Source organism: Streptomyces sp. NPDC002742, assembly GCF_042888885.1.
In the GTDB taxonomy this organism is placed as follows: domain Bacteria; phylum Actinomycetota; class Actinomycetes; order Streptomycetales; family Streptomycetaceae; genus Streptomyces.
The window spans coordinates 25,901-49,306 of record NZ_JBIAQF010000013.1 but is presented as its reverse complement, the minus strand read 5'-3'; the positions used below and the strand labels follow the sequence as shown (position 1 = coordinate 49,306).

At 71.2% G+C, this 23,406-nt stretch carries 16 protein-coding genes; 8 read left to right on the top strand and 8 right to left on the bottom strand.

Annotated elements, in window-relative coordinates:
* Nucleotides 1–126 precede the first annotated feature (126 nt).
* The 3 genes from meaB to ACFYW8_RS23830 are packed head-to-tail and all read right to left on the bottom strand — an operon-like array spanning nt 127 to nt 5,080.
* Complete coding sequence (gene meaB, locus ACFYW8_RS23840; protein ID WP_389079564.1) at nt 127–1,101, bottom strand: methylmalonyl Co-A mutase-associated GTPase MeaB; 975 nt, start codon at nt 1,099–1,101, stop codon at nt 127–129.
* Complete coding sequence (gene scpA / locus ACFYW8_RS23835; protein WP_389079560.1) at nt 1,098–3,272, bottom strand: methylmalonyl-CoA mutase; 2,175 nt, start codon at nt 3,270–3,272, stop codon at nt 1,098–1,100. Before scpA ends, meaB begins: the two co-directional genes overlap by 4 nt.
* Entirely contained in the window at nt 3,272–5,080 is a 1,809-nt protein-coding gene (locus tag ACFYW8_RS23830) for a methylmalonyl-CoA mutase family protein (protein ID WP_389079557.1), read from the bottom strand. The genes scpA and ACFYW8_RS23830 overlap by 1 nt, the downstream gene beginning before the upstream one ends.
* A gap of 130 nt (nt 5,081–5,210) precedes the next feature.
* Between ACFYW8_RS23830 and ACFYW8_RS23825 the strand changes: the two genes are divergently transcribed.
* Nucleotides 5,211–5,714: an NUDIX hydrolase gene (locus tag ACFYW8_RS23825; RefSeq protein ID WP_389079554.1), complete on the top strand. Its 504-nt coding sequence runs from the start codon at nt 5,211–5,213 to the stop codon at nt 5,712–5,714.
* A 71-nt stretch (nt 5,715–5,785) separates the two neighbouring features.
* Here ACFYW8_RS23825 and ACFYW8_RS23820 read toward each other — a convergent pair whose 3' ends face one another.
* The gene (locus tag ACFYW8_RS23820; protein WP_389080067.1) at nt 5,786–9,889 is read right to left on the bottom strand and encodes a molybdopterin-dependent oxidoreductase; all 4,104 of its coding nucleotides are present in this window, start codon (nt 9,887–9,889) and stop codon (nt 5,786–5,788) included.
* A gap of 271 nt (nt 9,890–10,160) precedes the next feature.
* The gene (locus ACFYW8_RS23815; RefSeq protein WP_389079551.1) at nt 10,161–11,717 is read right to left on the bottom strand and encodes a hypothetical protein; all 1,557 of its coding nucleotides are present in this window, start codon (nt 11,715–11,717) and stop codon (nt 10,161–10,163) included.
* A 266-nt stretch (nt 11,718–11,983) separates the two neighbouring features.
* On the opposite strand from ACFYW8_RS23815, the gene ACFYW8_RS23810 reads away from it, so the two are divergent.
* The 3 genes from ACFYW8_RS23810 (at nt 11,984) to ACFYW8_RS23800 (ending at nt 15,582) form a co-directional block, all read left to right on the top strand.
* On the top strand, nt 11,984–13,315 hold the full coding sequence (locus ACFYW8_RS23810) for an MFS transporter (RefSeq protein WP_389079549.1): 1,332 nt from the start codon (nt 11,984–11,986) through the stop codon (nt 13,313–13,315).
* A gap of 343 nt (nt 13,316–13,658) precedes the next feature.
* On the top strand, nt 13,659–13,862 hold the full coding sequence (locus ACFYW8_RS23805; RefSeq protein ID WP_037751662.1) for a cold-shock protein: 204 nt from the start codon (nt 13,659–13,661) through the stop codon (nt 13,860–13,862).
* Between the two features lie 1,114 nt (nt 13,863–14,976).
* Nucleotides 14,977–15,582 carry a lamin tail domain-containing protein gene (locus tag ACFYW8_RS23800; RefSeq protein WP_389079545.1) on the top strand — a complete coding sequence of 202 codons (606 nt, stop codon included), beginning with the start codon at nt 14,977–14,979 and terminating at the stop codon, nt 15,580–15,582.
* A 333-nt stretch (nt 15,583–15,915) separates the two neighbouring features.
* Here the strand turns inward: ACFYW8_RS23800 and ACFYW8_RS23795 are convergent, their stop codons facing one another.
* Nucleotides 15,916–16,794 carry a UbiA family prenyltransferase gene (locus ACFYW8_RS23795; RefSeq protein ID WP_389079542.1) on the bottom strand — a complete coding sequence of 293 codons (879 nt, stop codon included), beginning with the start codon at nt 16,792–16,794 and terminating at the stop codon, nt 15,916–15,918.
* A gap of 143 nt (nt 16,795–16,937) precedes the next feature.
* Between ACFYW8_RS23795 and ACFYW8_RS23790 the strand changes: the two genes are divergently transcribed.
* From ACFYW8_RS23790 to ACFYW8_RS23780, 3 genes are read left to right on the top strand one after another with little or no spacing between them, the layout of a single operon-like run.
* Complete coding sequence (locus ACFYW8_RS23790; RefSeq protein ID WP_389079539.1) at nt 16,938–17,996, top strand: type III polyketide synthase; 1,059 nt, start codon at nt 16,938–16,940, stop codon at nt 17,994–17,996.
* Between the two features lie 40 nt (nt 17,997–18,036).
* A complete protein-coding gene (locus ACFYW8_RS23785; protein WP_389079536.1) occupies nt 18,037–18,570 on the top strand; it encodes an isoprenylcysteine carboxyl methyltransferase family protein in 534 nt (177 codons plus the stop codon).
* Nucleotides 18,567–19,580 (top strand): NAD(P)/FAD-dependent oxidoreductase, encoded by a 1,014-nt coding sequence (locus ACFYW8_RS23780; RefSeq protein ID WP_389079533.1) that lies wholly within the window; start codon nt 18,567–18,569, stop codon nt 19,578–19,580. Before ACFYW8_RS23785 ends, ACFYW8_RS23780 begins: the two co-directional genes overlap by 4 nt.
* Nucleotides 19,581–20,178: 598 nt before the next feature.
* On the opposite strand, the gene ACFYW8_RS23775 is transcribed toward ACFYW8_RS23780, so the two are convergent.
* Complete coding sequence (locus ACFYW8_RS23775) at nt 20,179–20,967, bottom strand: SAM-dependent methyltransferase (RefSeq protein ID WP_365878526.1); 789 nt, start codon at nt 20,965–20,967, stop codon at nt 20,179–20,181.
* Nucleotides 20,968–21,491: 524 nt separating this feature from the next.
* On the opposite strand from ACFYW8_RS23775, the gene ACFYW8_RS23770 reads away from it, so the two are divergent.
* Complete coding sequence (locus ACFYW8_RS23770) at nt 21,492–22,445, top strand: L,D-transpeptidase (protein WP_365878528.1); 954 nt, start codon at nt 21,492–21,494, stop codon at nt 22,443–22,445.
* A gap of 57 nt (nt 22,446–22,502) precedes the next feature.
* Here ACFYW8_RS23770 and ACFYW8_RS23765 read toward each other — a convergent pair whose 3' ends face one another.
* On the bottom strand, nt 22,503–23,384 hold the full coding sequence (locus tag ACFYW8_RS23765) for a diacylglycerol kinase family protein (protein ID WP_365878530.1): 882 nt from the start codon (nt 23,382–23,384) through the stop codon (nt 22,503–22,505).
* Nucleotides 23,385–23,406: the final 22 nt, after the last annotated feature.

Genomic DNA, 23,406 nt, shown 5'->3' with positions numbered 1-23,406 from the left:
GATCCGGCCTGCGCCGGGTCCGGCCGCGAACGCGAACACGGGCGGTGACCGGGCTCAGCCCGGTCACCGCCCGTGCGGTTCAACTGCCTTCGCCCTGCCACCGTCCCAGCGGCCGGCTCAGTGACCTTAGCCGCCGAACACCTTCAGAATGCGCTCCGCCGCTAGCGTGGCGGTCAACCCGCCCTCCCGCACCTGCCGTTCGAGGTCGGGGGTGACGGCCCGTACGGCCTGGTCGTTGTGCAGGCGGCCGAGGAGTTCGTCGCGGACCATCGTCCAGGTCCAGTCGACCTGCTGGTCGCGGCGCTTGTCGGCGAGACGGCCGGTCGAGTCGAGCAGGGTGCGGTGCTGTTCCAGGCGGTCCCAGACGGTGTCCAGACCGGCCGATTCGCGGGCGCTGCAACTCAGCACCGGAGGCGTCCAGGCCGCGTCCCTGCCGTGCATCAGCCGCAGGGCGCCAGCCAGTTCACGCGCGGCGGACTGGGCGTCGCGCGCGTGCGGGCCGTCCGCCTTGTTGACGGCGATCACGTCGGCCAGCTCCAGGACGCCCTTCTTGATGCCCTGCAACTGGTCCCCGGTGCGCGCCAGCGTCAACAGCAGGAAGGAGTCGACCATGTTGGCCACCGCGGTCTCGGACTGGCCGACCCCGACCGTCTCCACCAGCACCACGTCGTAGCCGGCCGCTTCCATCACCACGATCGACTCGCGGGTCGCCTTGGCCACCCCGCCGAGCGTTCCGGCGGTGGGGGAGGGGCGGATGAAGGCGGCCGGGTCCACGGCCAGGCGCTCCATACGGGTCTTGTCGCCGAGGATCGAGCCACCCGTACGGCTGGAGGACGGGTCGACGGCGAGCACCGCGACCCGGTACCCCAGCGAGGTCAGCATCGTGCCGAACGCGTCGATGAACGTCGACTTGCCCACGCCGGGCACCCCGCTGATGCCGATCCGCCGTGCCTTCCCGCTGTGCGGGAGCAGCTCGGTCAGCAATTCCTGTGCCAGCGCCCGGTGCTGGGGCCGGGTGGACTCGACGAGGGTGATGGCGCGGGCGACGAGCGCCCGCTTCCCGTCGAGTACACCCTTGACATAGGTGTCGAGTTCGATCACAGGTCGTGCCCGAGGTCGGCAGAGAGCCGCTGGACGAGGTCGTAGGCCGCGTCCGGGATCACCGTCCCCGGCGGGAAGACGGCGGCCGCGCCCATCTCCAGCAGGGTCGGCACGTCCTGCGGCGGGATCACCCCGCCGACCACGATCATGATGTCCTCGCGGCCCTCGGCCGCCAGCTCCTCGCGCAGTGCCGGGACGAGGGTGAGGTGTCCCGCGGCCAGCGACGAGACGCCCACGATGTGCACGTCCGCCTCCACCGCCTGACGGGCCACCTCACCCGGCGTCTGGAACAGCGGGCCGACGTCGACGTCGAAGCCGAGGTCGGCGAAGGCGGTCGCGATCACCTTCTGGCCGCGGTCGTGACCGTCCTGGCCCATCTTGGCGACCAGGATGCGCGGGCGACGGCCCTCGGCCTCCTCGAACGCGTCCACCAGCGTACGGGTGCGGTCCACGGACGGGGACTCCCCTGCCTCGTTGCGGTACACCCCGGAGATCGTACGGATCTGGCCCGAGTGGCGCCCGTACACCTTCTCCAGGGCGTCGGAGATCTCCCCGACGGTGGCCATGGCGCGGGCCGCGCGCACCGCCAGCTCCAGCAGGTTGCCCTCACCGCCCGCGGCACGCGTCAGGTCGTCCAGCGCGTCCTGGCACGCCCGCTCGTCACGCTCGGCCCGCAGCCGGCGCAGCTTCTCGATCTGCTGCGTGCGTACGGAGGAGTTGTCGACCTTGAGGACGTCGATCTTCTCGTCGGTCTCGACCCGGTACTTGTTGACGCCGATGACCGGCTGGCGGCCGGAGTCGATGCGGGCCTGGGTGCGCGCCGCGGCCTCCTCGATCCGGAGCTTGGGGATGCCGGCGTCGATGGCCTGCGCCATGCCGCCCGCCGCCTCGACCTCCTCGATGTGCTGCCAGGCCCGGCGGGCGAGGTCGTACGTCAGCTTCTCGATGTACGCACTGCCGCCCCACGGGTCGATGACCCGGGTCGTACCCGACTCCTGCTGGAGCAGCAACTGCGTGTTGCGGGCGATCCGCGCGGAGAAGTCGGTGGGCAGCGCGAGCGCCTCGTCCAGGGCGTTGGTGTGCAGCGACTGGGTGTGGCCCTGGGTGGCGGCCATGGCCTCCACACACGTACGCGTCACGTTGTTGAACACGTCCTGCGCGGTCAGCGACCAGCCGGAGGTCTGCGAATGGGTGCGCAGGGAAAGGGACTTGGCGTTCTGCGGGTCGAACTGCCTCACCAGCTTCGCCCACAGCAGGCGCGCCGCCCGCAGCTTGGCGACCTCCATGAAGAAGTTCATGCCGATCGCCCAGAAGAACGAGAGCCGCGGCGCGAACGCGTCCACGTCCAGGCCCGCCTCGCGGCCCGCCCGGATGTACTCGACGCCGTCCGCGAGCGTGTACGCCAGCTCCAGGTCGGCCGTCGCGCCCGCCTCCTGGATGTGGTACCCGGAGATCGAGATGGAGTTGTAGCGCGGCATCCGCTGCGAGGTGTACGCGAAGATGTCGGAGATGATCCGCATCGACGGCTTCGGCGGATAGATGTAGGTGTTGCGGACCATGAACTCTTTGAGGATGTCGTTCTGGATGGTCCCGGCCAGCTTCTCGGGCGGCACGCCCTGTTCCTCGGCTGCCACGATGTACAGCGCGAGGACGGGCAGCACGGCGCCGTTCATCGTCATCGACACGGTCATCTTGTCCAGCGGGATGCCGTCGAAGAGCTGGCGCATGTCGTAGATGGAGTCGATGGCCACGCCCGCCATACCGACATCGCCCGTCACGCGCGGGTGGTCGCTGTCGTAACCCCGGTGCGTGGGCAGGTCGAAGGCGATCGACAGGCCCTTCTGCCCGGCCGCGAGGTTGCGGCGGTAGAAGGCGTTGGACTCCTCTGCGGTGGAGAAGCCCGCGTACTGGCGGATCGTCCAGGGCTGGTTGACGTACATCGTCGGGTACGGGCCGCGCAGATACGGTGCCACGCCGGGGTACGTGTCGAGGAAGTCCAGGCCTTCCGTGTCACGGCCGGTGTACAGCGGCTTGACCGCGATGCCCTCCGGGGTCTCCCAGACGGCCTCGCTCGCGCCCGTGGCCTTCTCGGCGGCGGCACTCCACTCGTCGGCGCTGCCTTCGGAGGTGGGCGTCCCCAGCTCGATTCCGGAGAAGTCGGGGATTCCCATCAGGACACTCCCATGCGGTCGAGGGTGGCGGAAAGGACGGCGACGGCGTCGCAGCCCGCGAAGACATAGGCGTCCACACCGGGGTACTGCCCGGGACGGCCGGCCAGGAACACATGCCGGGCACCCGCGGCCGTGAGGGCCTCGGCCGTGCTCGCGGCCTGCTCCTCGTACAAGGCGTCACTGGAGCACAGGCACGCCTCGGTGGCGCCGCTTTCCTCGAACGTGCCGGCCGTGACCGGCTCGATGCCGCCGGCCTGGAACAGGTTCGCGACGAACGTCGACCGCGCGGTGTGCGCGGCGGCGGGGCCGATCGTGGCCAGGTAGATCCGCGGACGGGACCCGGTGGCGGCGAGGTGCGCGTCGGAGCGGGCCCGCAGCGCCTCGTACGCCTCGTCGCGCCGTACGCGCGGCAGGCCGCCGGACGGCGCCTCGGGCGCGGGTTCACGCTCCACCGGGCGCTCGGCCAGGTTCGGGAACTCGCTGACGCCGGTGATCGGTTCGCGCCGCTTGGCGAGCTTCGCCGAGCGCGCCGCCCAGGTCTTCGCCAGATCCTGGCCAAGACGCCCCGAGCGAAGTGCGGCGGCCTGGCCACCGCTCTGCTCGATCCCCTGGAAGAACTCCCAGCCCGCGTGGGCGAGTTCGTCGGTGAGCTGCTCCACGTACCAGGAACCGCCCGCCGGGTCGATCACCCGGGACAGGTGCGACTCCTCGATGAGGATCGTCGAGGTGTTGCGGGCGATGCGCCGCGCGAAGGCGTCCGGCAGGCCGAGCTCGTGGTCGAAGGGCAGGACGGTGACGGAGTCGGCGCCGCCGACCCCGGCCGCGAGCGTCGCGATGGTCGTGCGCAGCATGTTCACCCACGGGTCGCGGCGCGACATCATCACCGGCGAGGTCACGGCGTGCTGCACCTGCGCACCCGCGCCCGGCGCCCCGCACACCTCGGCGACCCGGGCCCACAGCCTGCGCGCCGCCCGCAGCTTGGCGATCGTCAGGAACTGGTCGGCGGTCGCGGCGTACCGGAACTCCAGCTGGGCGCAGGCCTGTTCGACGGACAGCCCCGCTTCGGTCAGCTCCCGCAGATAGGCGACACCGGTCGCCAGCGAGGCGCCCAGTTCCTGCGCGGCCGAGCCGCCGGCCTCGTGGTACGGCAGAGCGTCCACGGTCAGGGCCCGCAGCCCGGGGTACTCGTCCACGCACCGGAGGGCGAGCGAGGCGGCCGGAGCGAAGTCCATCGCGGATCCCGAACGGGCCTCATGGCCCAGGGGGTCGGCGCCGAGGTTGCCGCGCACCTCACTCGGCACGACGCCGCGTTCCTCGTACAGCCGGAACAGTTCCTGGGCCGCCGGGGCGACATCGGGTCCCGCGTCGAGGACTACGGGCGCCAGATCGAGGAAGACGCCTGCGAGGACTCCTTCGAGCGAGGGGACCGGAATGCCGCCCTCGCCGACGGCGAGCCACAGCGAGGTGACGCCGTTCTCCAGGTCACCGAGCACCAGGGCGTTGTCGGCCGCCGTGTGCCGCTGCCGTACGTCCCAGCCGCCGGAGGTGTTGCCCTCGGGCCGGCTCCCTCGGACGAAGGGGGCGAATCCGGGGAAACCGGCATCGGTGGTCGTGTCACGCGCGGTGTACAACGGGCGGGTGGCGAGCCCGTCCTCGAGCGAGGAGGACAGCGCGGCTTCGGCTGTCGCGCTCGAGACCTCCTTGCCCGATTTGCGCAGCACGCCTTCTACCAGGAGCTGCCACTGGTCATGGGTCGCGGAAGGGAACTCGGCGGCCAGCGCGAGCCCGTCATTGGGCAGGACTGTCATGCTCGGATGCTAGGTCAGAGTTCTGGAGCGGCAGCAGAGGCCAGGCCTGTGACCTTGGCCTCTTGGCTCCGGTGACCCAGATCTCAGGCACCTGATCGACACCCCCGGGGCGCTCTGGCAGGGTGAACCGATGCGGATACCCAGGCAGGCAGCCCGAGTCGCGATACTGGATCCGGCGGGGGCTGTCTTCATGTTCCGGTACGACAACGACGAAGTCGGCGTCCACTGGGCGCTGCCCGGCGGCGGAATGGATCCGGGTGAGACGCCGCTCCAGGCGGCCGAGCGCGAACTGCGCGAGGAGACCGGGTGGACGGACGTCGAGCTCGGCGGCACGGTGCTGTGTCTGTGGGAGCACGACTTCACCCGGGCCGGTGTGCCCGTGCGGCAGCACGAACACATCTTCCTCGCCTACGGGCCTCGCCGGGAACTGCTTGGCGAGCTGGGCGCGGCGCACACGGCCGACGGGATCCTCCGGGGGAGATGGTGGTCGCCGGACGATCTCTCGAACCCGGCCGAGGCGCTCTGGCCGCCGCAGCTTCCGGACCTGCTGGCCGCCGTACGACGGGACGGCCCACCGGGGACACCGGTCGACCTCGGTCTCGTGCCGATCGGGCCCGGCGGCACCTCGCCCTGACCGTGGGGAGGGCGGCCTGGCAGGGAAGGAATCCGGCCCCCTGCCTCGGCGAACCGCCGGCCCGCGGCCGATCAGTACACGTCGCGGACGTACCGCCTCTCGGCGGCGAGCTGCTTGACGTACGCGGCGGCCCCGTCCGCGCTGTGGCCGCCGTGGGAGACGGCGATGTCCCGCAGGGCCTGGTCGACGTCCTTGGCCATGCGCGAGGCGTCGCCGCACACGTAGAAGTGCGCTCCCTCCTGGAGCCAGGACCACAGCTGGGGGCCGTGCTCGCGCATCCGGTCCTGGACGTAGACCTTGGCACGCTGGTCGCGGGAGAAGGCGGTGTCGAGGCGGGTGAGCGTGCCGTCGGCGAGGAGGGCGGTCAGCTCGTCCTCGTAGTAGAAGTCGGTGGCCCGGTGCTGCTCGCCGAAGAAGAGCCAGTTGGGCGCGCGGTGGCCCAGGACGCGGCGCTCGTCCAGGAAGCCGATGAAGGGGGCGATCCCGGTGCCGGGGCCCACCATGACCATGGGGGTGGCGGGGTCGGCCGGCGGCCGGAACTTCGGGGAGGGCTGGACGAAGACCGGTACGGGCGTGCCGGGGTCCGCGTCGGCGAGAAAGGGCGAGCAGACGCCCTGGCGCGGTCGTCCGTCCGGGTTCTCGTAGCGGACGACGGAGACCGTGAGAGAGACGAGGTGGGGGTCGGTCAGCGGGCTGGACGAAATGGAGTACAGCCGGGGCTGGAGGGGCTTGAGCACCTCGGCCCACTCCTGGGCACCGGCGCGGACGGGGTGTTCGGCGATGACGTCGACTGCCTGGCGGCCCCAGGACCACTTGGCCAGCTCGTCCTTGTTGTCGGGGCGCAGCAGCTTCTTCAGTACCCGGTCACGGGTGCGTTCGGCGACGAAGCGCAGCAGGCCGGGGGTGATCCGGGTGATGTCCAGGTGCCGGTGCAGGGCCTCGTGGAAGGGGATCGCCCCGATGCCCCCGCTTCCGTTCAGGTTCACCGCGCTGTCCGGGGCGAGCCCGGTGGTGGCCAGCCATTCGGTGACGAGGTCCGCCGAGTTGGCGGGGCGTACGCCGAGAGCGTCGCCCGCCCGGTAGACGAGCGGGGTCCCGCTGTCGCGGGTGTCGAAGGTGAAGCGCCGGACCTCCTTGCCCGCTCCGGGCAGGCTGAGCAGTCGGTTGCCGGCCAGGCGGGTGGTGACGGGGGCCGCCTTCCTCGCCGGGGGAGCGGACGGCGGCGTCAGGGGAACGGACGGTTGCCCCGGGGCGGCCGTCGAGGGGGCGGGACCGGGCAGCGAGGCCGTTTCCGAGCCGTCCGTCAGTGAGGTGAGGACCTGGTCGAGCCAGGCCGTGGCCGAGGGCTCGTAGTCGGGCTCGCAGTCCGTACGCGGGGCCAGCCGTACGGCACCCAGTTCGTCGAGGCGCTGGTCGAGGCGGCGGCCGTGGCCGCAGAAGTCGTCGTACGAGGAGTCGCCGAACGCGAGGACCGCGTAGCGGACGCCCTCCAGGCGGGGTGTGTCGGGTGCCGTCAGGGAGTCCCAGAACCCGGAGCCGTTGTCGGGGGCTTCACCGTCGCCGAAGGTGCTGGTGATCAGGAGGATGTCGGCACCGGTGGGCAGTCTCCCCGGGTGGGCGTCGTCCATGCCGACCAGGGTCGCCCTGTGCCCGGTGGTGGTGAGCCGGTCGGCGGCGGCCGTGGCGAACTCCTCCGCGTTGCCGGTCTGCGAGGCCCACAGCACGACGACCTCCCGGACCGGGGTGGCAGGCGCCCCGGCCGGCGGCGGCGTTCCCGGAGCGGCCCGGGAGTACAGGCCGGCCAGCACACCGTTCACCCACAGCGCGTGCTCGGGGCTGAAGGGTGCGCCCGGCGGCAGCACCGGCACGCCCGGAGCGCCCGACGCGAGGCCGGCGAGGAAACCGATCAGGTACTGGCGTTCGTGCTCGGCCAGGACAGGCGGTGGGGCGGGCTCGAGTCCGAAGACGCCCGCGGGACCCGGGGGAAGGGCGCCCGCCGTGCTCGGCCCACCGGACGCGGCGGCCGTCACCTCGCCGGGACGGGCACCGGTCCTCGTCCCGGCCGTGGGCGGTGCCGCCACCGCCACCGGCGTCGCCACCTTCGTCAGGGACACCGCGCAGGCCTTGAACTCCGGCTGGAAGGACAGCGGATCGACGGCGTCGCTGGTCACGGCGTTGATGCTCAGGTATTCGCCGTACACGTCGTTCCAGTGGAAGGGCGCGAAACAGCAGCCGGGCCGGACCCGGTCGCTCACCGCGGCGGGCAGCACCGCCCGGCCACGCCGCGATGCGACCTCCACCGAATCGCCGTCGACGACACCCAGGGCGGCGGCGTCGTCCGGGTGCAGCTCCACGAAGGGCCCTGGGTTGAGCTTGTTCAGCTTGGCGACCCGGCCCGTCTTGGTGAGGGTGTGCCACTGGTGCTGCAGCCGGCCGGTGTTCAGGACGTACGGATAGTCGTCGTCCGGCATCTCGGCGGGTGCGATGTGCGGGCGGGCGTGGAACACGGCCCGGCCGCTCGCCGTGGGGAAGACCGGACCGCCGCCGTCCTGATCCACATAGCGGATCGGGTTGCGGTCGGGACCGTCCTCACGCGCGGAGGGCCACTGCACCGGGGTGGACCGCAGCCGGTCATAGGTGACACCTCGCAGGTCGTAGCCGGTCCTCGGGTTGTGGGCGCGCCTGATCTCCTCGAAGACCTCTTCCGCGCTGTCGTACGAGAAACCCCGCTCGTATCCCATCGCGCGGGCGACAGCGGCGATGATCCGCCAGTCCGCCGTCGCCTCCCCTGGCGGGTCCACCGCGGGCCGGGCCAGCGTGACATTGCGCTCGCTGTTGACGAGGACGCCCTCCGTCTCGGTCCACAGCGCTCCCGGCAGGACGACATCGGCGTAAGCGTTGGTCTCGGTCTCGGCGAACACATCCTGGGTGACGACGAACTCGGCCCGCTCCAGGCCCTCGATGACGATCCTGCGGTTGGCCACGGACGCGACCGGGTTGGTGCAGATGATCCAGCACGCCTTGATGTCCCCGTCGGCCATCTTCCGGAACATCTCGATCGTGCCCCGGCCGACCCCGTCCTCGCGGACGGTGCCGGGGGGCAGCTCCCACAACTCCTCGATGAAGGCGCGCTCCGCGTCGACCAGCACCGACCGCTGGCCGGGCAGACCCGGACCCATGTACCCCATCTCCCGGCCGCCCATCGCGTTGGGCTGACCCGTCAGCGAGAACGGACCGCTGCCGGGCCGGCAGATCGCGCCCGTCGCGAGATGCAGATTGACCAGCGCGTTGGTGTTCCAGGTGCCGTGCGTGGACTGGTTGAGCCCCATGGTCCAGCAGCTCATCCATTCCCCGGCCTCGCCGATGAGCCGGGCCGCCGCCCGGATGTCGTCCTCCGGGACGCCGGTGATGTCGGCGACCGTGGCGGGCGGGTAGCCGGCCAGGAACTCCGGCATCTCCTCCCACCCCTCGGTGTGCGCGGCGATGAACCCGGGGTCGGTGTGCCCGTTCTCGTACAGCAGGTGCAGCAGGCCGTTGAGCAGCGCCAGGTCCGTTCCGGGCCGGACGGGCAGGAAGAGGTCCGCCTTGTCGGCGGTCGCGCTGCGGCGCGGGTCGACGACGATCAGTTTGGCGCCGCCCGACTTGACCCGGTCCATCATCCTGAGGAAGAGGACGGGGTGGCAGTCGGCCATGTTGGAGCCGATCACGAAGAAGACGTCGGCGCGCTCGAAGTCCTGGTACGAGCCGGGCGGGCCGTCCGCGCCCAGCGACAGCTTGTAACCGGTGGCCGCGCCGGCCATGCACAGCCGGGAGTTCGACTCGATCTGGTTCGTCCGTACGAAGCCCTTGGCCAGCTTGTTCGCCAGGTACTGGGCCTCCAGGCTCATCTGCCCGGAGACGTAGAACGCGAAGGCGTCCGGGCCGTGCTCGTCGATCACCGCCCGAAGGCGGCGCGCGGTCTCGGCGATCGCGGCGTCCACCGGGGTGGGCTCGGGCTCCTCCCCCCGTTCCGCGCGCACGAGGGCGGAGGTCAGCCGCCCGGGGGCGGCGAGCATGTCCGCCGTGGTCGCGCCCTTGGTGCACAGGCGGCCGAAGTTCGCGGGGTGGGCCTTGTCGCCGGACGCCTTCAGGACCGTACGCCGCCCGTCGGGGCCCGTCCCGATGTCGAGGACCATCCCGCAGCCGACACCGCAGTACGAGCAGACCGTCCGTACCTGCTGGGTGGTGGTGGTCACGAGCGGCCCTCCGTGTGATCGGTGCCTTCCTCCACCGACGCTACGAAGTGCCCATTACGTGGTTGTCACACCGTCCGATCGCGAGGGGTTACGCGCTCCACACAGCGGTGCTCCTGTGCTTGTGAGGCCCGAGGCCGGACGACGGGCCGCCGCGCCGCACGGACAAGGCAGGCCGGCGGCCGCCGCCCAGGCCTGCCGCCCGGCCGTCGCCTCAGTAGCCGAGGCTCGTCGTGTACGCGCACTCGGTGTAGACGTAGCCGGGCGACAGTTTGGCGGTGTCCGAGGCGGGGGACTTTCCGGTGCCGCTCCGGGACTTGTGCACGAAGTAGGTGGTGCCGACGGGCAGCCGGACGGTCCGCTGGGGGTAGTGCTTGGCGCTGTCACTGCACGGCTTGAAGCCGATCCCCAGCGTGCTGCCGAGGCTGTACGTGCTGCAGCTCCCACAGGCCTTGAGGTCGAAGCTTCCGGTCACCGGTCCCGTGTACAGGACCGTGATGTCGTCGGGGCTGTCGTTCTTGACCGTGACGGCGATGCTGCCGCCCGATGCCGTGGTCGGCAGACGCTTCCCGGCCGCCGGCACCGTCTGCGCGACCTCCGCGGCGATGGCTATCTTCTGGGCGCGCGCCCGGTTCTTGTGGTGCGGGTTGTTCTTGGCGAAGTCGTTCATGGTGGTGACGGCGTCACTGAAGTTCCCGTCCTTGTACTGGTGCACACCGCAGGCGTACGCGCCCGAACGCGCGCTCTGCGAGGCCCGGTCGGCGTCCTTGCCGAGGGCGTCGGACAGGCCTGCCTGCTCCCCGGGCAGTCCGCGGACCTGGGTGTCGAGGCCGTTCAGTTGCTGGACGGCGGCACAGGGGTCGTCGCCGCTCACGGACTTGACCGCCTTGTCGACCGCGGTCCTCACGGCGGGTTCCACCTTCGCGGCCTCTGCGGACTTGGGGAAGGTCGACAGGAGTTCGCCGAACCGCGCGGTCCAGTCCGCGTCGTCGCCGCCGAGAGAGGCGGCCGCGCACTCGTAGAGCGACGTGGCCAGCCGGTCGTCGGGCCAGGTGGCCAGGTCTCCGAGTTTCCCTCTGTCCATCGTGCGCGGGACCGTACGGAGGTACTTCAACGGGGATACGGCGGAGCAGTAGTTCTTCTGCGCGTACGGGGCCCCGACAGTGGCGTAGAAGGTCTTGAGCCGGTCGGGGACACGCTGGGCCGCGCGTGAGGCCGGGTGGTCCTCGCCGAGCGCGCTGTACGCGGCCAGGGCGCGGCGGTAGCCGGCCTCGGCCGTTTCGAACGTCTGCTTCCCGGACTGCTCGACCAGCTTGTCCGCCCGGTCGAGCCGGTCCAGGAGCATCTGCTCCGTGGCTTCGTCGCGCGCCCCGTCGTACAGGACGACTCCACCGGCGGGTACGGCCAGCAGCACGACGGCGAGCGCCGCCGCGATCAAGGCGCTCGGCAGCAACGCCAACCGGGTCCGCAGGCCCACGGACGCCCCGTGTGCCGCAGCGAGCGCCAGGAAGACCAGGTAGAGCACGACCGTCGTGCCGGGGACCCCGTCCGGGTCCGCGGGCAGGGCCACCAGAAGCAGGATCGCCGTCGCGACCAAGCACGCGGCCATCAGCCCCCAGCGGCGCACGACGGCGTAACCGAGCCCGAGCCCGCTGAGGTTCAGCAGGGCCACCGCGAGGGCTCGCCCCGGATCGGCGGGAGCGGGCGGCGGCGCGGTCGGCATCGGTGGAACGACGAAGTCGTCGCGAGCGCCTTGTTGATCCCAGGACATGACGGTTCCCCCCGTCAATCACGCCTGAAGTTCTATGACTTGTCAGCGTACGGTCAGTAGGTGAGCGGCGACAGAGCCCCGAGGCGGACGTCTGCGACCCGCCTGTCCCGCTGGATAACAGACGCCCCGCGCGTATCGCGCAGGCCGACGCCACCAGGGCAACGTTCCCCTGAACAACCATCTCTGGCAAGTGACTTGTTCTTGCAAGTAATATGCAACAAGCTGTGCGGGTCCTTACCGACCGCCGTGTGACATGGAGTCCTGTCGTGCCTCAGCCAATGCCGGATGCCGGACCGCAGCGGGTCCTCGCGGCCTCGAACTTCGTCTACACCGTCGGCAGCGGCCTCTATCTGACCGCAGGGGTCCTGTACTTCACCCAGGCCGTTCGTCTTCCGGCGGAAGAGGTGGGCATCGGGCTCGCCGTCGCGGGCCTTGTCGCGCTGGCCCTCGGAGTGGCGGTCGGGCACCTCGCCGACCGGGCCGGAGCACGCGGTGTCTACGCGGCCACCCTCGTGATCCAGGCCCTGACCACAGCCTCGTTCGTGTTCGCCGACAGTTTCTGGCCGTTCGTGCTCGCCGTCTGCGCCGCCACCGGGGCGAAGGCGGCCGGAACGGCCGCCCGCTCCCCGCTCATCAGGCACTACGGAGGGGAGCGGCCCCAGGAGTTCCGGGCCCGTCTCCGCGCGGTGACCAACCTCGGCATCTCCCTCGGCGCCCTGGGGGCGGGTTGGGTGGTCCAGGTCGGCACGCTGACGGCCTATCAACTCATGCTCATCGGCAACGCGATCGCCTTCCTGGTCTCCGCGGCGCTGCTGGTCCTTCTCCCGCCCGTCGCGCCCGTGCCCGTCACCGGCGGCCCTCGCTGGACGGCGCTCCGAGACCGCCCTTACCTGCTGCTCACCGCGCTGGACGGCGTCATGGCCATCCAGTTCAAGGTGCTCACCGTGGCCATCCCGCTCTGGCTGGTCGGTGCCACCGCCGCCCCCCACTGGCTCATCTCGGCCATCATGATCACGGGCACCGTCATGGTCGTCGTGTTCCAGGTGCGGGTCAGTCGTGGCGTCGCTTCGCCCGCGGCCGGTGGCCACGCCTATCGCCGGGCAGGCATGGCCTTTCTCGTCTCGTGCTCGGTGGTGTCACTGTCCGCGGGGGTCCCGGCGTGGGCAGCCGCGGTCCTGCTCATCACCGCGGTCGTGATCCACACGGTCGGCGAGCTGTGGCACTCCGCCGCGGGCTTCGAGGTGTCCTTCACGCTCGCCCCACCGCACGCGACAGGCCAGTACCTCGGTGTGTTCGGCCTGGGCGCCGGACTGGCCGAGGCCATGGGGCCAGGTCTCCTCATCGCGCTCTGCGTCACCTGGGGCCGCCCCGGCTGGTACGTCCTCGGGGCGCTGTTCGCGCTCACGGGGATGGCGGCCCCCTTCGCGGTCCGCTGGGCGCAGGACCATCGCCAAGGGCGGCAACCACACCTCACCACCCCGCGAACACCGAAGACGAACCGGAAGCACACAACTGCGGCCGACTTCGCCGGCGGGACTCGCCATCAACCGTCGGAACCGGCGGGACGGCTCCGCTCCCGGTCGTTCGGCGAGGCCTGAGCGCGGCATGATCGCCTTCTTGGTCCCGTTTGATGCCATCTTGGCGGGCGGTTTGTGACGGTGAGCCATACGCGGCCCGCTCGTCGACGCCGGTCGGCGGCCGGGTGCGCGCGGGGCGGCGGAGTCGTCACGACACGCATGTGGCGGCGGTACCGGTCCACCTGACGGCCCTTGCTCTCTGGTGAGTGGCGCTCTCGCCGTGTAACGTCGCTGGCAGATGTCGTGGTTCGCAGTACCTGCCCGCGCCGTGGTGCGGGCGTTTTGCTGTGCAGTGCCCGAGGACCAGGACGACTACCTCCGGGTCCGCGCGGTGCGGATCCGTCATCGAGTGAGAGGCACTGGCATGGCCAGCGGAACTGTCAAGTGGTTCAACGCCGAAAAGGGCTTCGGTTTCATCGCGCAGGACGGCGGCGGCCCCGACGTCTTCGCGCACTACTCCAACATCAACGCCAGTGGCTTCCGTGAGCTCCAGGAAGGCCAGGCCGTGACCTTCGACATCACTCAGGGTCAGAAGGGCCCCCAGGCGGAGAACATCACCCCCGCCTGACCTTTGTGTCACGCAGGCACGGTGCCCCAAGGAACACCCACGTTGGGGCACCGTGCACCGCGGCAGATCAGAAGGCTCCGCCGCTTTTCCCCCCCCGGGGTGGCCTGGCCGCGTACCGACGCGGCGGTGATGTGCCACTCGTCCGCGGGGCGGATGCGAACCTCCTTTCCGGCGCCACCGGCGCCGAGGTTCTGACGGCCCAAGTGTGGCCGTCGTCCCTCCTTCACGCCCGACAGCCCCCGCGCAGGGCCTTGGTGAGGCGTGCGCGTTCTTGTGGACTCCGGCCGTCATCGTCTCCAGGCTGTCGGTGTTTCCCGGCTGTCCGTGTCTCCCGGCTGTCAGTGGCCGCCGACGGATGTCGCTCCCTGCGATGCCGAACGGCCCCACATCGATTCCGTGGCCTGCGGCCGTGTTGATGATGTGTGTGATTCCTGACATCGCCCAATACCCCCAACGGTTCGTCGGCTCACCAGCCGCGTAAGCGGCGGTGCCGTGCGACGCGTACGGCGTCGTGGGCCGAAGGCCGTACGCGTCATGGGCCAAGCGGGCGCCGATCACCCGTCCGGCCCGTGCGGCCTCCTGGATCGAGGCGGTGACTGCGGCACCCTGGCCGCGTGGGGCCGCGTCGCAACCCGATGTCCGGCCGCACCGCCACCGGCTGACGGACTGCCAGGAACATGCCGCCGGGGCGCCGCCCATCGGACCGGGACCTCTCACGGTGGCGCGATCGGCGGGGTGACGGTCCCCGCAGGCCTCGGCGGACCGTCGGATCGGAGCGGAGGGACGTTACTCACTTTCGGGTGACGGAAGGGTGCGGCGCGACGATGTGACGGATGCCCGAATATGGACTGGATGCTGTAGGAGTACGGGAGTTGGCGATGACAGGGCATCACTCTTCGGCTTTCAGCAGTTAAAGGACCGATACAGACGTCTGTAACCGACATGTTCGTAATTGGTAACAGGGGTCGGGTGTTGCCCGTCCCGGGCGGCGACGTGGAGCAACTTATGAGTCCTCGGCCACCGGGCCGGGACTCGCACAGGGTCGCACCGTGCGGTTCCCCGTAGTGGGGTGCTCGCACGGGGTGTGCCGGCTCTCGAACCTTGAGGAGCATTCATGTCCGTTTCCACGTCTGTCACGGCCCGCCGTATGGTGGCCGCGGCTCTCGCGGCCGGCGCGATGGTCGGCTCGACCGCCGTTTCCGCCTCCGCCGCGGAGCCGCGCTTCGAGCGCACCCACGTCGCCATCAGCCGGGTTCAGGCCGACGCGCCGGGCTTCAATGACCGCTCCAGCCGTTCGCTGAACGCTGAGTGGGTGGAAATCACCAACACCGCCCGCCGTGACGTGAATCTGAACGGCTGGACGCTGTCGGACAAGGACGGCAACCGCTACACCTTCCGGCACTACACCCTGGCCGGCCGTTCCACCGTCCGGATCCACACGGGCTACGGCCGCGACACCAGCCGTGACCTCTACCAGGACCGCCGCAACGAGGTGTGGGACAACCACTCCGACGTCGCCACGCTGAAGAACGACCGCGGCCGTTTCGTCGACAGTGCTTCCTGGGGCCGGCACCACGATCGTGACCACGGCCGCGATGACAACCGCGGTCACGGCGACAACCGCGGTCACGGCGACAACCGTGGTCACGGCGACAACCGTGGTCACGGCGACAACCGCGGTCACGGTGACGAGCACGGCGGCGGTCACCGCGGCCGCTGAACGGCCCTTGGTGGCAAGCCCGTTCCGGGGCCGGACGGCGAGGTGGCCGGCTGAAGGCCGGGCGCTGTCGGGCCCCGTGATCGCCTGGCCTGCTCGACGGCCTCGCTGAGGAAGACCCGCACCGGACGGTGCGGGTCTTCTGCGTCCGGCGCACGCGGGCCGCACCGGTCGATGGTCCGCTCGGCCGCGGCGATCACCGAAGGCTTCGCAGGGGATCGGCAACTGCGGCCCTTTGACTGCGTGTTCGGCTGTTCTGGCGTGCGCGGTTGCAGGCGTCGCTGCTGGGAGCGGCCGGCGGGGGAGGGGAAGGCGTCCTCGCGCGGTCGGGCGGGCTCAGCGCGGCCCCGCCCCGATCCCGATGCCGTCGAGCAGGAGGATCACATCCACCGCTGCCACGACGATCGCCGTCGCGAACGCCAGCCGTTCCCGGCGGCGTCCCAGTACCGTCCCCGTCACCGCCACCAGGAAGACCACCGACAGGGCCACCACCTCGCGGCCGCCGGGCGGACCCGCGGGCCCCAGCGCCAGCAGCGCGGACGCGATCACCAGGGGCACCGGAAGCAGCAGCCGCGCACGATCGGGGCCCAGCCGCTGCGGCCACCCCCGTACACCTGTCGCCAGATCCCCGCGGATGTCCGGCAGGACATCGCCCAGATGCGCCCCGATCCCCAGGAGCGCCCCGGCGCCGACGACCCACCAGGCCGGCCACGGACGGCCGGGCAGCCCGAGCGCCACGAACGCCGGGAGCGCGGCGAACGCCAGGGCGTAAGGCACCCAGGACCAACGGGTGGCCTTGAGCCGGACGTTGTACGCCCAACCCGCCCCGACCGCGGCCAGGTGAACGGCGCCGGCCCAGAGGCCGCAGAAGAGGGAGAGCGGCACACACAGGGCCAGCGCGGTGTACGCGGCGGCCCAGACCTGTGTCACCGCGATCACGCCGTCCGCGACCGGCTTGCCACGGCGGCCTGACGCCGTGTCCCGCCCCGCGTCGAACGCGTCGTTGCACCAGCCGACCGACAACTGCCCGGTCATGACGGCGGCCCCGACCAGGACACAGCCCCCGGTCCCGCGGCCGGCGATCACGGCCAGCGCCGCCGCCAGCGCGGTGACGGCCACGACGGGCCCCGGGTGGCACGCCCGGCCCAGACCGCCCACCGGCCCGGTCCCGTTCCCCGCGGTGTCACCGGTCGTCGAGTGCTCGGGAGTACCCACCCGGCGATCGTAAGAGCATCCGACCGCCCTGCTCGGGCGCGCCACGGGAGGAACCGCCGGACGGGCGATCCCTGGTGGCGAAGCGCCGGTCCGGGGAAGGCCTGCAGAGCAGCCCAACCCAGTCGGTTTCGGACGGGAGCCCTATGACGCGGATCGCCGCCGTTCACGGTGCCCTCGCGACGCACCGCCATGCCCAGTCCGAGATCACGGACATGGTGGCCCGCACGTGTCTGCCCGAGGGCGCCGACCGCAGTGTGCTGGACCGGCTGCACCGCGGTGCGAAGGTCCGCACCCGCCACACGACGCTGCCACTCGAACAGTACGAGGCACTGGACGGCTTCGGTGCCGCGAACGACGTCTTCATCGCAGCCGCCACGGACATGGGGGCCAAGGCCGTCTGGGAAGCCCTGCGCCTGGCCGGTCTGTCCGCGGCCGACGTGGACCTGCTGGTCTTCACCTCCGTCACGGGCATCGCGGCGCCCTCCATCGACGCCCGGCTCGCGGGGCGCCTCGGACTGCGGCCGGACGTCAGGAGACTGCCGATGTTCGGCCTGGGCTGTGCCGGGGGCGCCGCGGGCCTGTCCCGGATGCACGACTATCTGCTGGGCCGGCCCGACCAGGTGGCGGTGCTGCTGTCGGTCGAGCTGTGTTCGCTCACGTTCCAGCGCGGCGACGCCTCCCTGGCCAACCTGGTCGCCACCGGTCTGTTCGGCGACGGCGCCGCCGCGGTGGTGGCCTGTGGCGGGCGTCGTACGGGCGAAGCCGTCGGCCCCACGATCGTGGACACGCGCAGCCGGCTGTACCCCGACAGCGGCGGCATCATGGGCTGGAAGATCAGGAGTTCGGGCTTCCAGGTCGTCCTGGACCCGGCGATCCCCGACGTGGTGCGCCGACACCTCGCCGCTGACGTCGAGGGGTTCCTGGGCGACCACGGTCTGAAACCGAAGGACGTGAGCGCCTGGGTGTGCCACCCCGGAGGACCGAGGGTCCTGGAAGCCGTCGGCGAAGCCCTCGACCTGCCCGACGGGGCCCTCGACGTGACCTGGCGTCATCTTGCCGAGGTGGGCAACCTCTCCTCGTCGTCCGTGCTCCACGTGCTGCGCGACACACTGGCCACGCGCCGCCCGCCCACCGGGACGCCGGGTGTGCTTCTGGCGATGGGACCCGGCTTCGCCTGCGAACTGGTGCTGCTGCGCTGGTAGGCCGCCCGGCGCACGACATGGAACGGTGGGACACGGACACATGATCTGGTACGGAATGCTGATGGCCGCCGTCGCCGCCGAACGGGTCGGCGAACTCGTCGTGGCCCGCCGCAACGAGCGGTGGAGCCATGCTCGCGGCGCGATCGAGGCGGGCCAGGGCCACTATCCGGCGATGGTCGCCCTGCACACTGCCCTGCTGCTCGGCTGCCCGGTCGAGGTGTGGCTGGCCGACCGGCCCTTCCTCCCGGTCCTCGCCTGGCCGATGGCGGCCGTGCTGGCGGGCGCCCAGGCATTGCGCTGGTGGTGCATCGCCACGCTGGGATCCCGATGGAACACCCGGGTGATCGTCGTGCCCGGCCTGCCGCTGGTGGCCCGTGGCCCCTACCGGGCACTGCGGCACCCCAACTACGTGGCGGTCGTCGCGGAGGGCGTGGCGCTGCCGCTGGTGCACACCGCCTGGGTCACCGCAGCCCTCTTCACCCTGGCTGACGCGGCCGTGCTGACCGTGCGCGTCCGGTGCGAGAACCGCCTGCTGGCCGACGTGACCGCCTCCCTCGCCTCCGCTCCGGCGTGATCGACGTCCTGGTGGCCGGTGGCGGTCCGGCCGGTCTGGCCGCCGCCATTCACAGCGCGCTGGCAGGCTTGGAGGCCGTGGTCGTCGAACCACGGACCGCGCCCGTGGACAAGGCCTGCGGAGAAGGCGTCATGCCCAGCGGCGTCGCCGCACTGCGGGCGCTGGGCGCCGAGGTCACCGGCAGGGAGTTGCGCGGCATCCGCTACGTGGACGGCGCCGCCCGCGCCGAAGCGCTCTTCCGCGGCCACCGTGGGCTCGGAATCCGCCGGACGGCGTTGCACGGCGCCCTGCACCGACGCGCTCTGCGCCTCGGCGTGCGGATCGTGCCCGGCAAGGTGGGGGAGGTGCACCAGTCCACGGACCGCGTCACCGCCGGGGGATTCACGGCGCGTTGGCTGATCGCCGCCGACGGTCTGCACTCCGGCGTCCGCCGCGGTCTGGGGCTGGAACTGCCCGCCGGCGCACACCGGCGCTACGGGCTGCGCCGGCACTACCGTGTCGAGCCCTGGACGGACTTCGTGGAGGTTCACTGGTCAGGGCACGGCGAGGCCTACGTGACGCCGGTCGCCGACGACCTGGTCGGCGTCGCGGTCCTCAGCCGGGTGCGTCGCGGCTACGACGAGCACCTGGACGAGTTCCCGGCCCTCACCGCGGCACTGCGCGGGATCGCCGCGACGGAGGTGCGGGGCGCCGGGCCGCTGCTGCAACGGGTGCGGCGCCGGGTCGCCGGACGCGTCCTGCTCGTCGGTGACGCGGCGGGCTACGTGGATGCCCTCACGGGAGAGGGCATCGCGCTGGGGCTCGCGACGGCCGGAGCCGCCGTCCGCTGTCTCGCGGCGGGGCGCGTGGCGGAGTACGAGCACGCGTGGACGCTGCTGACACGCCGTCACCGACTTCTGACCGGGGCTCTGCTGACCGCGAGCCGCCGTCCCGGCACCGCCCGCCTGATCGTCCCCCTGGCGTCCCGGATCCCTCCGGTGTTCACCGCCGCCGTCCACGCGCTCCAGTAGCGCGTACGGCGGAGCGGTCTCGCGGCCTGTTCGGGCGAACCGTGTTCGGCGTCCTGTCGTCGCGAATCGGTCTCCCGGGCGTCCGGCGCCGGTGTGCGACGCCGCTCAGGAATCAGCCGGGTGTCGCGGGGTGCCCGCGGTGGCCACGGCGGTCGGAGGGCCGTCACCACCGCGGACACGTGCGGTCGCAGGACATGTGCGGTCGCAGGACGCGTGCGGGCGTCGTGGAATCAGCGGTTGCGGATGGCGCTGGTGGTGAAGAATCCGGTTGCCGCGGCGGCGACGAGAGCGCAGACAGACAACAGCATGGTTCGACGCATGGGACGTCCTCTCTGGATGATCTGGGCAGGCACGTTGCACAACGCCGGTCATGCCCTCGGGGGCTCGCCGCTGTCCCATACGCCACCCGCATGGACGCGATGCGCCGCGTTGCCGCGCTCCTGGCCGGGGTCACCCGATCCGCCGCGAACCCGCGGTCACCTGATCAGCCGCGGCTGACCGACCCGGCCCGCTCGTCGAGCCGGCCGCATGTGGGGCGGGCCGGCTCTCGCGCGTGTCAGCTCCTGGGCGCCTCGACTCCCGGTCGGGTGGGGCCGGCTCAGAGAACGCGCGCCACTCCCGCGTAGATACCGCTGTCCTCCGGCTTCGGCCCGTCGGCCGACCTGAACCACTCGGTCGCCGTCACCAGGCCGGGCTCGACGAGATCGAGGCCGTCGAAGAAGCTCCGCACTCCGCTCCGGGTGCGGAAGCCGAGTTCGATGCCACCCTTGGCGTACTCGGCGGTGACCTGTGCGGAGAGCTCCGGAAAGAGGTCTGAGGAGGCGTGCGACAACACCAGGTAGCTGCCCGGGGCCAGGGTGGCGACCAGGTTGCGGACGATGTCGTGGGCATCCTGCTCGTCGGGGATGAAATGCATCAGCGCGATCAACGACAGTGCGATCGGGCGGGTGAAGTCCAGGATGTGCCGGGCGTGTCGGACGATCTCCTCCGGCCGACGCACATCGGCCTGGATGTAGTCCGTGACCCCCTCGGGCCGACTGACCAGCAGCGCTTCGGCATGACGCAGCACGATCGGGTCGTTGTCGGTGTAGACGACCTTGGCCGTCGGCGTGATGTCCTGGACGATCTGGTGGAGGTTGGGCTTGGTGGGGATCCCGGTGCCGATGTCCAGGAACTGGTCGATGCCCTGTTCGGCGAGCCAGGCGGACGCCCGGTGCATGAACTCGCGATTCTGCCGGGCCGCGTCCCGCGCCTCCGGCGGCAGCTTCCCTCCCACCGCCTCGTCGACCGGGTAGTTGTCCTTGCCGCCCAGCAGCCAGTCGTAGACCCGCGCGGGATGCGCCTTGCTGGTGTCGAGCGCCGGAAACGACTGTCGGTCGATCGTCATGGAAGCTCCCATCGCACCACGAAAACGCGGCAGGCCGAATGTTCGATCATCCTACTCGGGGGTGCCATGTGGTAGGTCCGGTAAGGGAGTTGGGCCGTCGATGCCCGGTCCGCTCCCCGCAGTCGAGTCATTCTCCCGGGGCAGCCGGGGCAGCCGGTCCCGGAAACGAGCGGCCGGAGGGAGGACGCCACGGTTGCGGGGGCTCCGCGAGCGCACGCAGGCTGAGGAGAGGCACGTATCAGGGGATGGTCGTCGTGAGCGGATCAGCAGGCCGAAGGCCCGGACTGTTCTCGCGCCGGGCCCGCGCGGTCATCGCCGCCGCCTCGATCTCGATGCCGCTGGTGCGGAACCCCGGGTCTCGGACGTCCGTCGGCGTGCGCCGCGCTGGACCTCCCGTGTCGGGTTTTGAACCGTGCTTTACATATGGACTGCAACCGTGGGCGGGCGTCCGGAGTCCAACAATGCAGTGAGGCAGGCACGATTTGTGAGCCGGGGTAGATGTGAAGCGACGTAGCGGTATATCGATGGCACTCGTCATGGTCGCGGTGCTGGCGGGCACCAGCGCCTGTGGCGGGGGGACACCGAAGGCGAGTTCCGACGACGGGAAGGGCGGGTCGGTGAAACCGACGGCCAGCGCGAAGCCGTCCCCATCGAAGCCCGCGGGGCCACCGATGCTGCTGGAGACGATCACGCCGCAGACCGGTGCCACGGTCGGCGTGGCGATGCCCATCTCGGTGATCTTCACGAATCCGGTGGGTGAGAAGGCCCGCGCCGACGTCGAGAAGCACATGAAGGTGACCAGTTCCCAGCCGATGACGGGCGCGTGGCACTGGTTCGGGGACCGGCGCGCCGACTGGCGGCCCAAGTCGTACTGGGCAGCCGGCACGAAGGTGAAGATCACCGCTGACATGAAGGGAGTGGCCAACGGCAACGGCCGCTACGGCACGCGTTCCTACGTGCACGACTTCACCGTCGGTGACGATGTCCGCGCGGATGTGTCCGTGACCGGGCACACCATGAAGGTGACGAAGAACGGCGCGCCCGTGCGCACCCTGTCGATCAACGCGGGGAGTGCCGAGTACCCCACATGGAACGGCGTCATGGCGGTGATCGACAAGCAGAAGACGGTCCACATGACCTCGTGCAGCGTCGGCATCAGCTGCACCAAGGGCGCGGCCAACTACTACGACCTGACGCTGCCTTGGGATGTTCACCTCACCCAGTCCGGCACGTACGTCCACTACTCGACGGGTGACCCGAACCCGGGCAGTGGCAGTGCCCGGGGCTCGCACGGCTGTGTCCACCTGTCGATGTCCGACGCCGAGTGGTTCTACGGCCAGGTCAAGCAGGGCGACCCGGTGTCCGTGACGGGTTCCCCGCGGGCGAAGGCCTCGGCCGACAACGGCTACGCCGCCTTCAACCTGAGCTGGGACCAGTGGCTGGCGGGCAGCGCGAGCGGGGAATCCACCGCGGGGTGACGTGCGCGTCCGCGACGGGTCCGTCGCGGACGCACACATGCACCGGGTCCGGGACGGTCAGAAGAGCATGGCCAGATCACCCGGCCGCACCCGGACCGTGACGGGGAGGGTGGCCTCGACCTCCCCGTCGGCGCCGTAGGGCAGGGGCCGGTCGGCCTCGATACGGATCTCCCGGCCCCGCAGGATCACCACTTCGGGCCGCTCGGTGTGGGCGCCGGTCTTCAGCTCGTTCATCAGGGTGAAGAACAGGCGCCGCGGGGCCGCCCGGATCATCACGACGTCCAGCAGGCCGTCGTCCGTCCGGGCGGACGGGGCGATGACGCGTCCGGAGCCGTAGTAGGCGGAGTTGGCGGCCACGACGGTGTAGCCGCGGTGGAGGTGCTCGTCTCCGTCGACGGTGACGCGGTACGACGCCGGGCGCCAGCCGGTGACCGCGCGCAGACCGCCCGCGTAGTACGAAGCGGCCCCGCGCAGCAGGCGCGCGTGGTTGGCGTGCCGATTGGCGAGCGCGTCGACGCCCGCGTACACACTGCCCAGGACCACGGTGCGCGAGTGCACCGCCGATTCCACCTCGATGGTGTCCACGCGGCGCGGCTCGTGACGGAGCAGGACGCGGGCCAGGTCCGGGGCGGCGGTGGGCAGTTGGAGCGCCCGGGCGAAGTCGTTGCCACGGCCCGCCGGTATCAGGCCCAGTACGGTGTCCGTCCCGCTGAGGGCACCGCCGATGCCCCCGGCGATCCCGTCACCGCCGACGGCGAGGACGACCCGGCCCTGCTCCCCGGCGCGGAGTGCGAGCTCCTGCGCGTGGGCCAGGCTGCGGCTGTACTCGGTCTCCAGTCCGGCTCCGGCCTCCCGCAGCAGGCGGGCGACCGGGAGCAGTGCCGCCGCCCCGGTGGAGCCGCCCGCAGTGGGGTTGACGACGGCGGTGAACTGTCGCATCGGGTGTGCCTCCGGGCGGTGT

Coding starts and splice junctions, on each gene's coding strand:
- scpA (WP_389079560.1), bottom strand. CDS start 3,272: ATGGGAATCCCCGACTTCTCCGGAATCGAGCTGGGGACGCCCACCTCC.
- ACFYW8_RS23830 (WP_389079557.1), bottom strand. CDS start 5,080: ATGACAGTCCTGCCCAATGACGGGCTCGCGCTGGCCGCCGAGTTCCCT.
- ACFYW8_RS23825 (WP_389079554.1), top strand. CDS start 5,211: ATGCGGATACCCAGGCAGGCAGCCCGAGTCGCGATACTGGATCCGGCG.
- ACFYW8_RS23820 (WP_389080067.1), bottom strand. CDS start 9,889: ATGGTCCTCGACATCGGGACGGGCCCCGACGGGCGGCGTACGGTCCTG.
- ACFYW8_RS23815 (WP_389079551.1), bottom strand. CDS start 11,717: ATGTCCTGGGATCAACAAGGCGCTCGCGACGACTTCGTCGTTCCACCG.
- ACFYW8_RS23805 (WP_037751662.1), top strand. CDS start 13,659: ATGGCCAGCGGAACTGTCAAGTGGTTCAACGCCGAAAAGGGCTTCGGT.
- ACFYW8_RS23800 (WP_389079545.1), top strand. CDS start 14,977: ATGTCCGTTTCCACGTCTGTCACGGCCCGCCGTATGGTGGCCGCGGCT.
- ACFYW8_RS23790 (WP_389079539.1), top strand. CDS start 16,938: ATGACGCGGATCGCCGCCGTTCACGGTGCCCTCGCGACGCACCGCCAT.
- ACFYW8_RS23785 (WP_389079536.1), top strand. CDS start 18,037: ATGATCTGGTACGGAATGCTGATGGCCGCCGTCGCCGCCGAACGGGTC.
- ACFYW8_RS23775 (WP_365878526.1), bottom strand. CDS start 20,967: ATGACGATCGACCGACAGTCGTTTCCGGCGCTCGACACCAGCAAGGCG.
- ACFYW8_RS23770 (WP_365878528.1), top strand. CDS start 21,492: ATGGCACTCGTCATGGTCGCGGTGCTGGCGGGCACCAGCGCCTGTGGC.
- ACFYW8_RS23765 (WP_365878530.1), bottom strand. CDS start 23,384: ATGCGACAGTTCACCGCCGTCGTCAACCCCACTGCGGGCGGCTCCACC.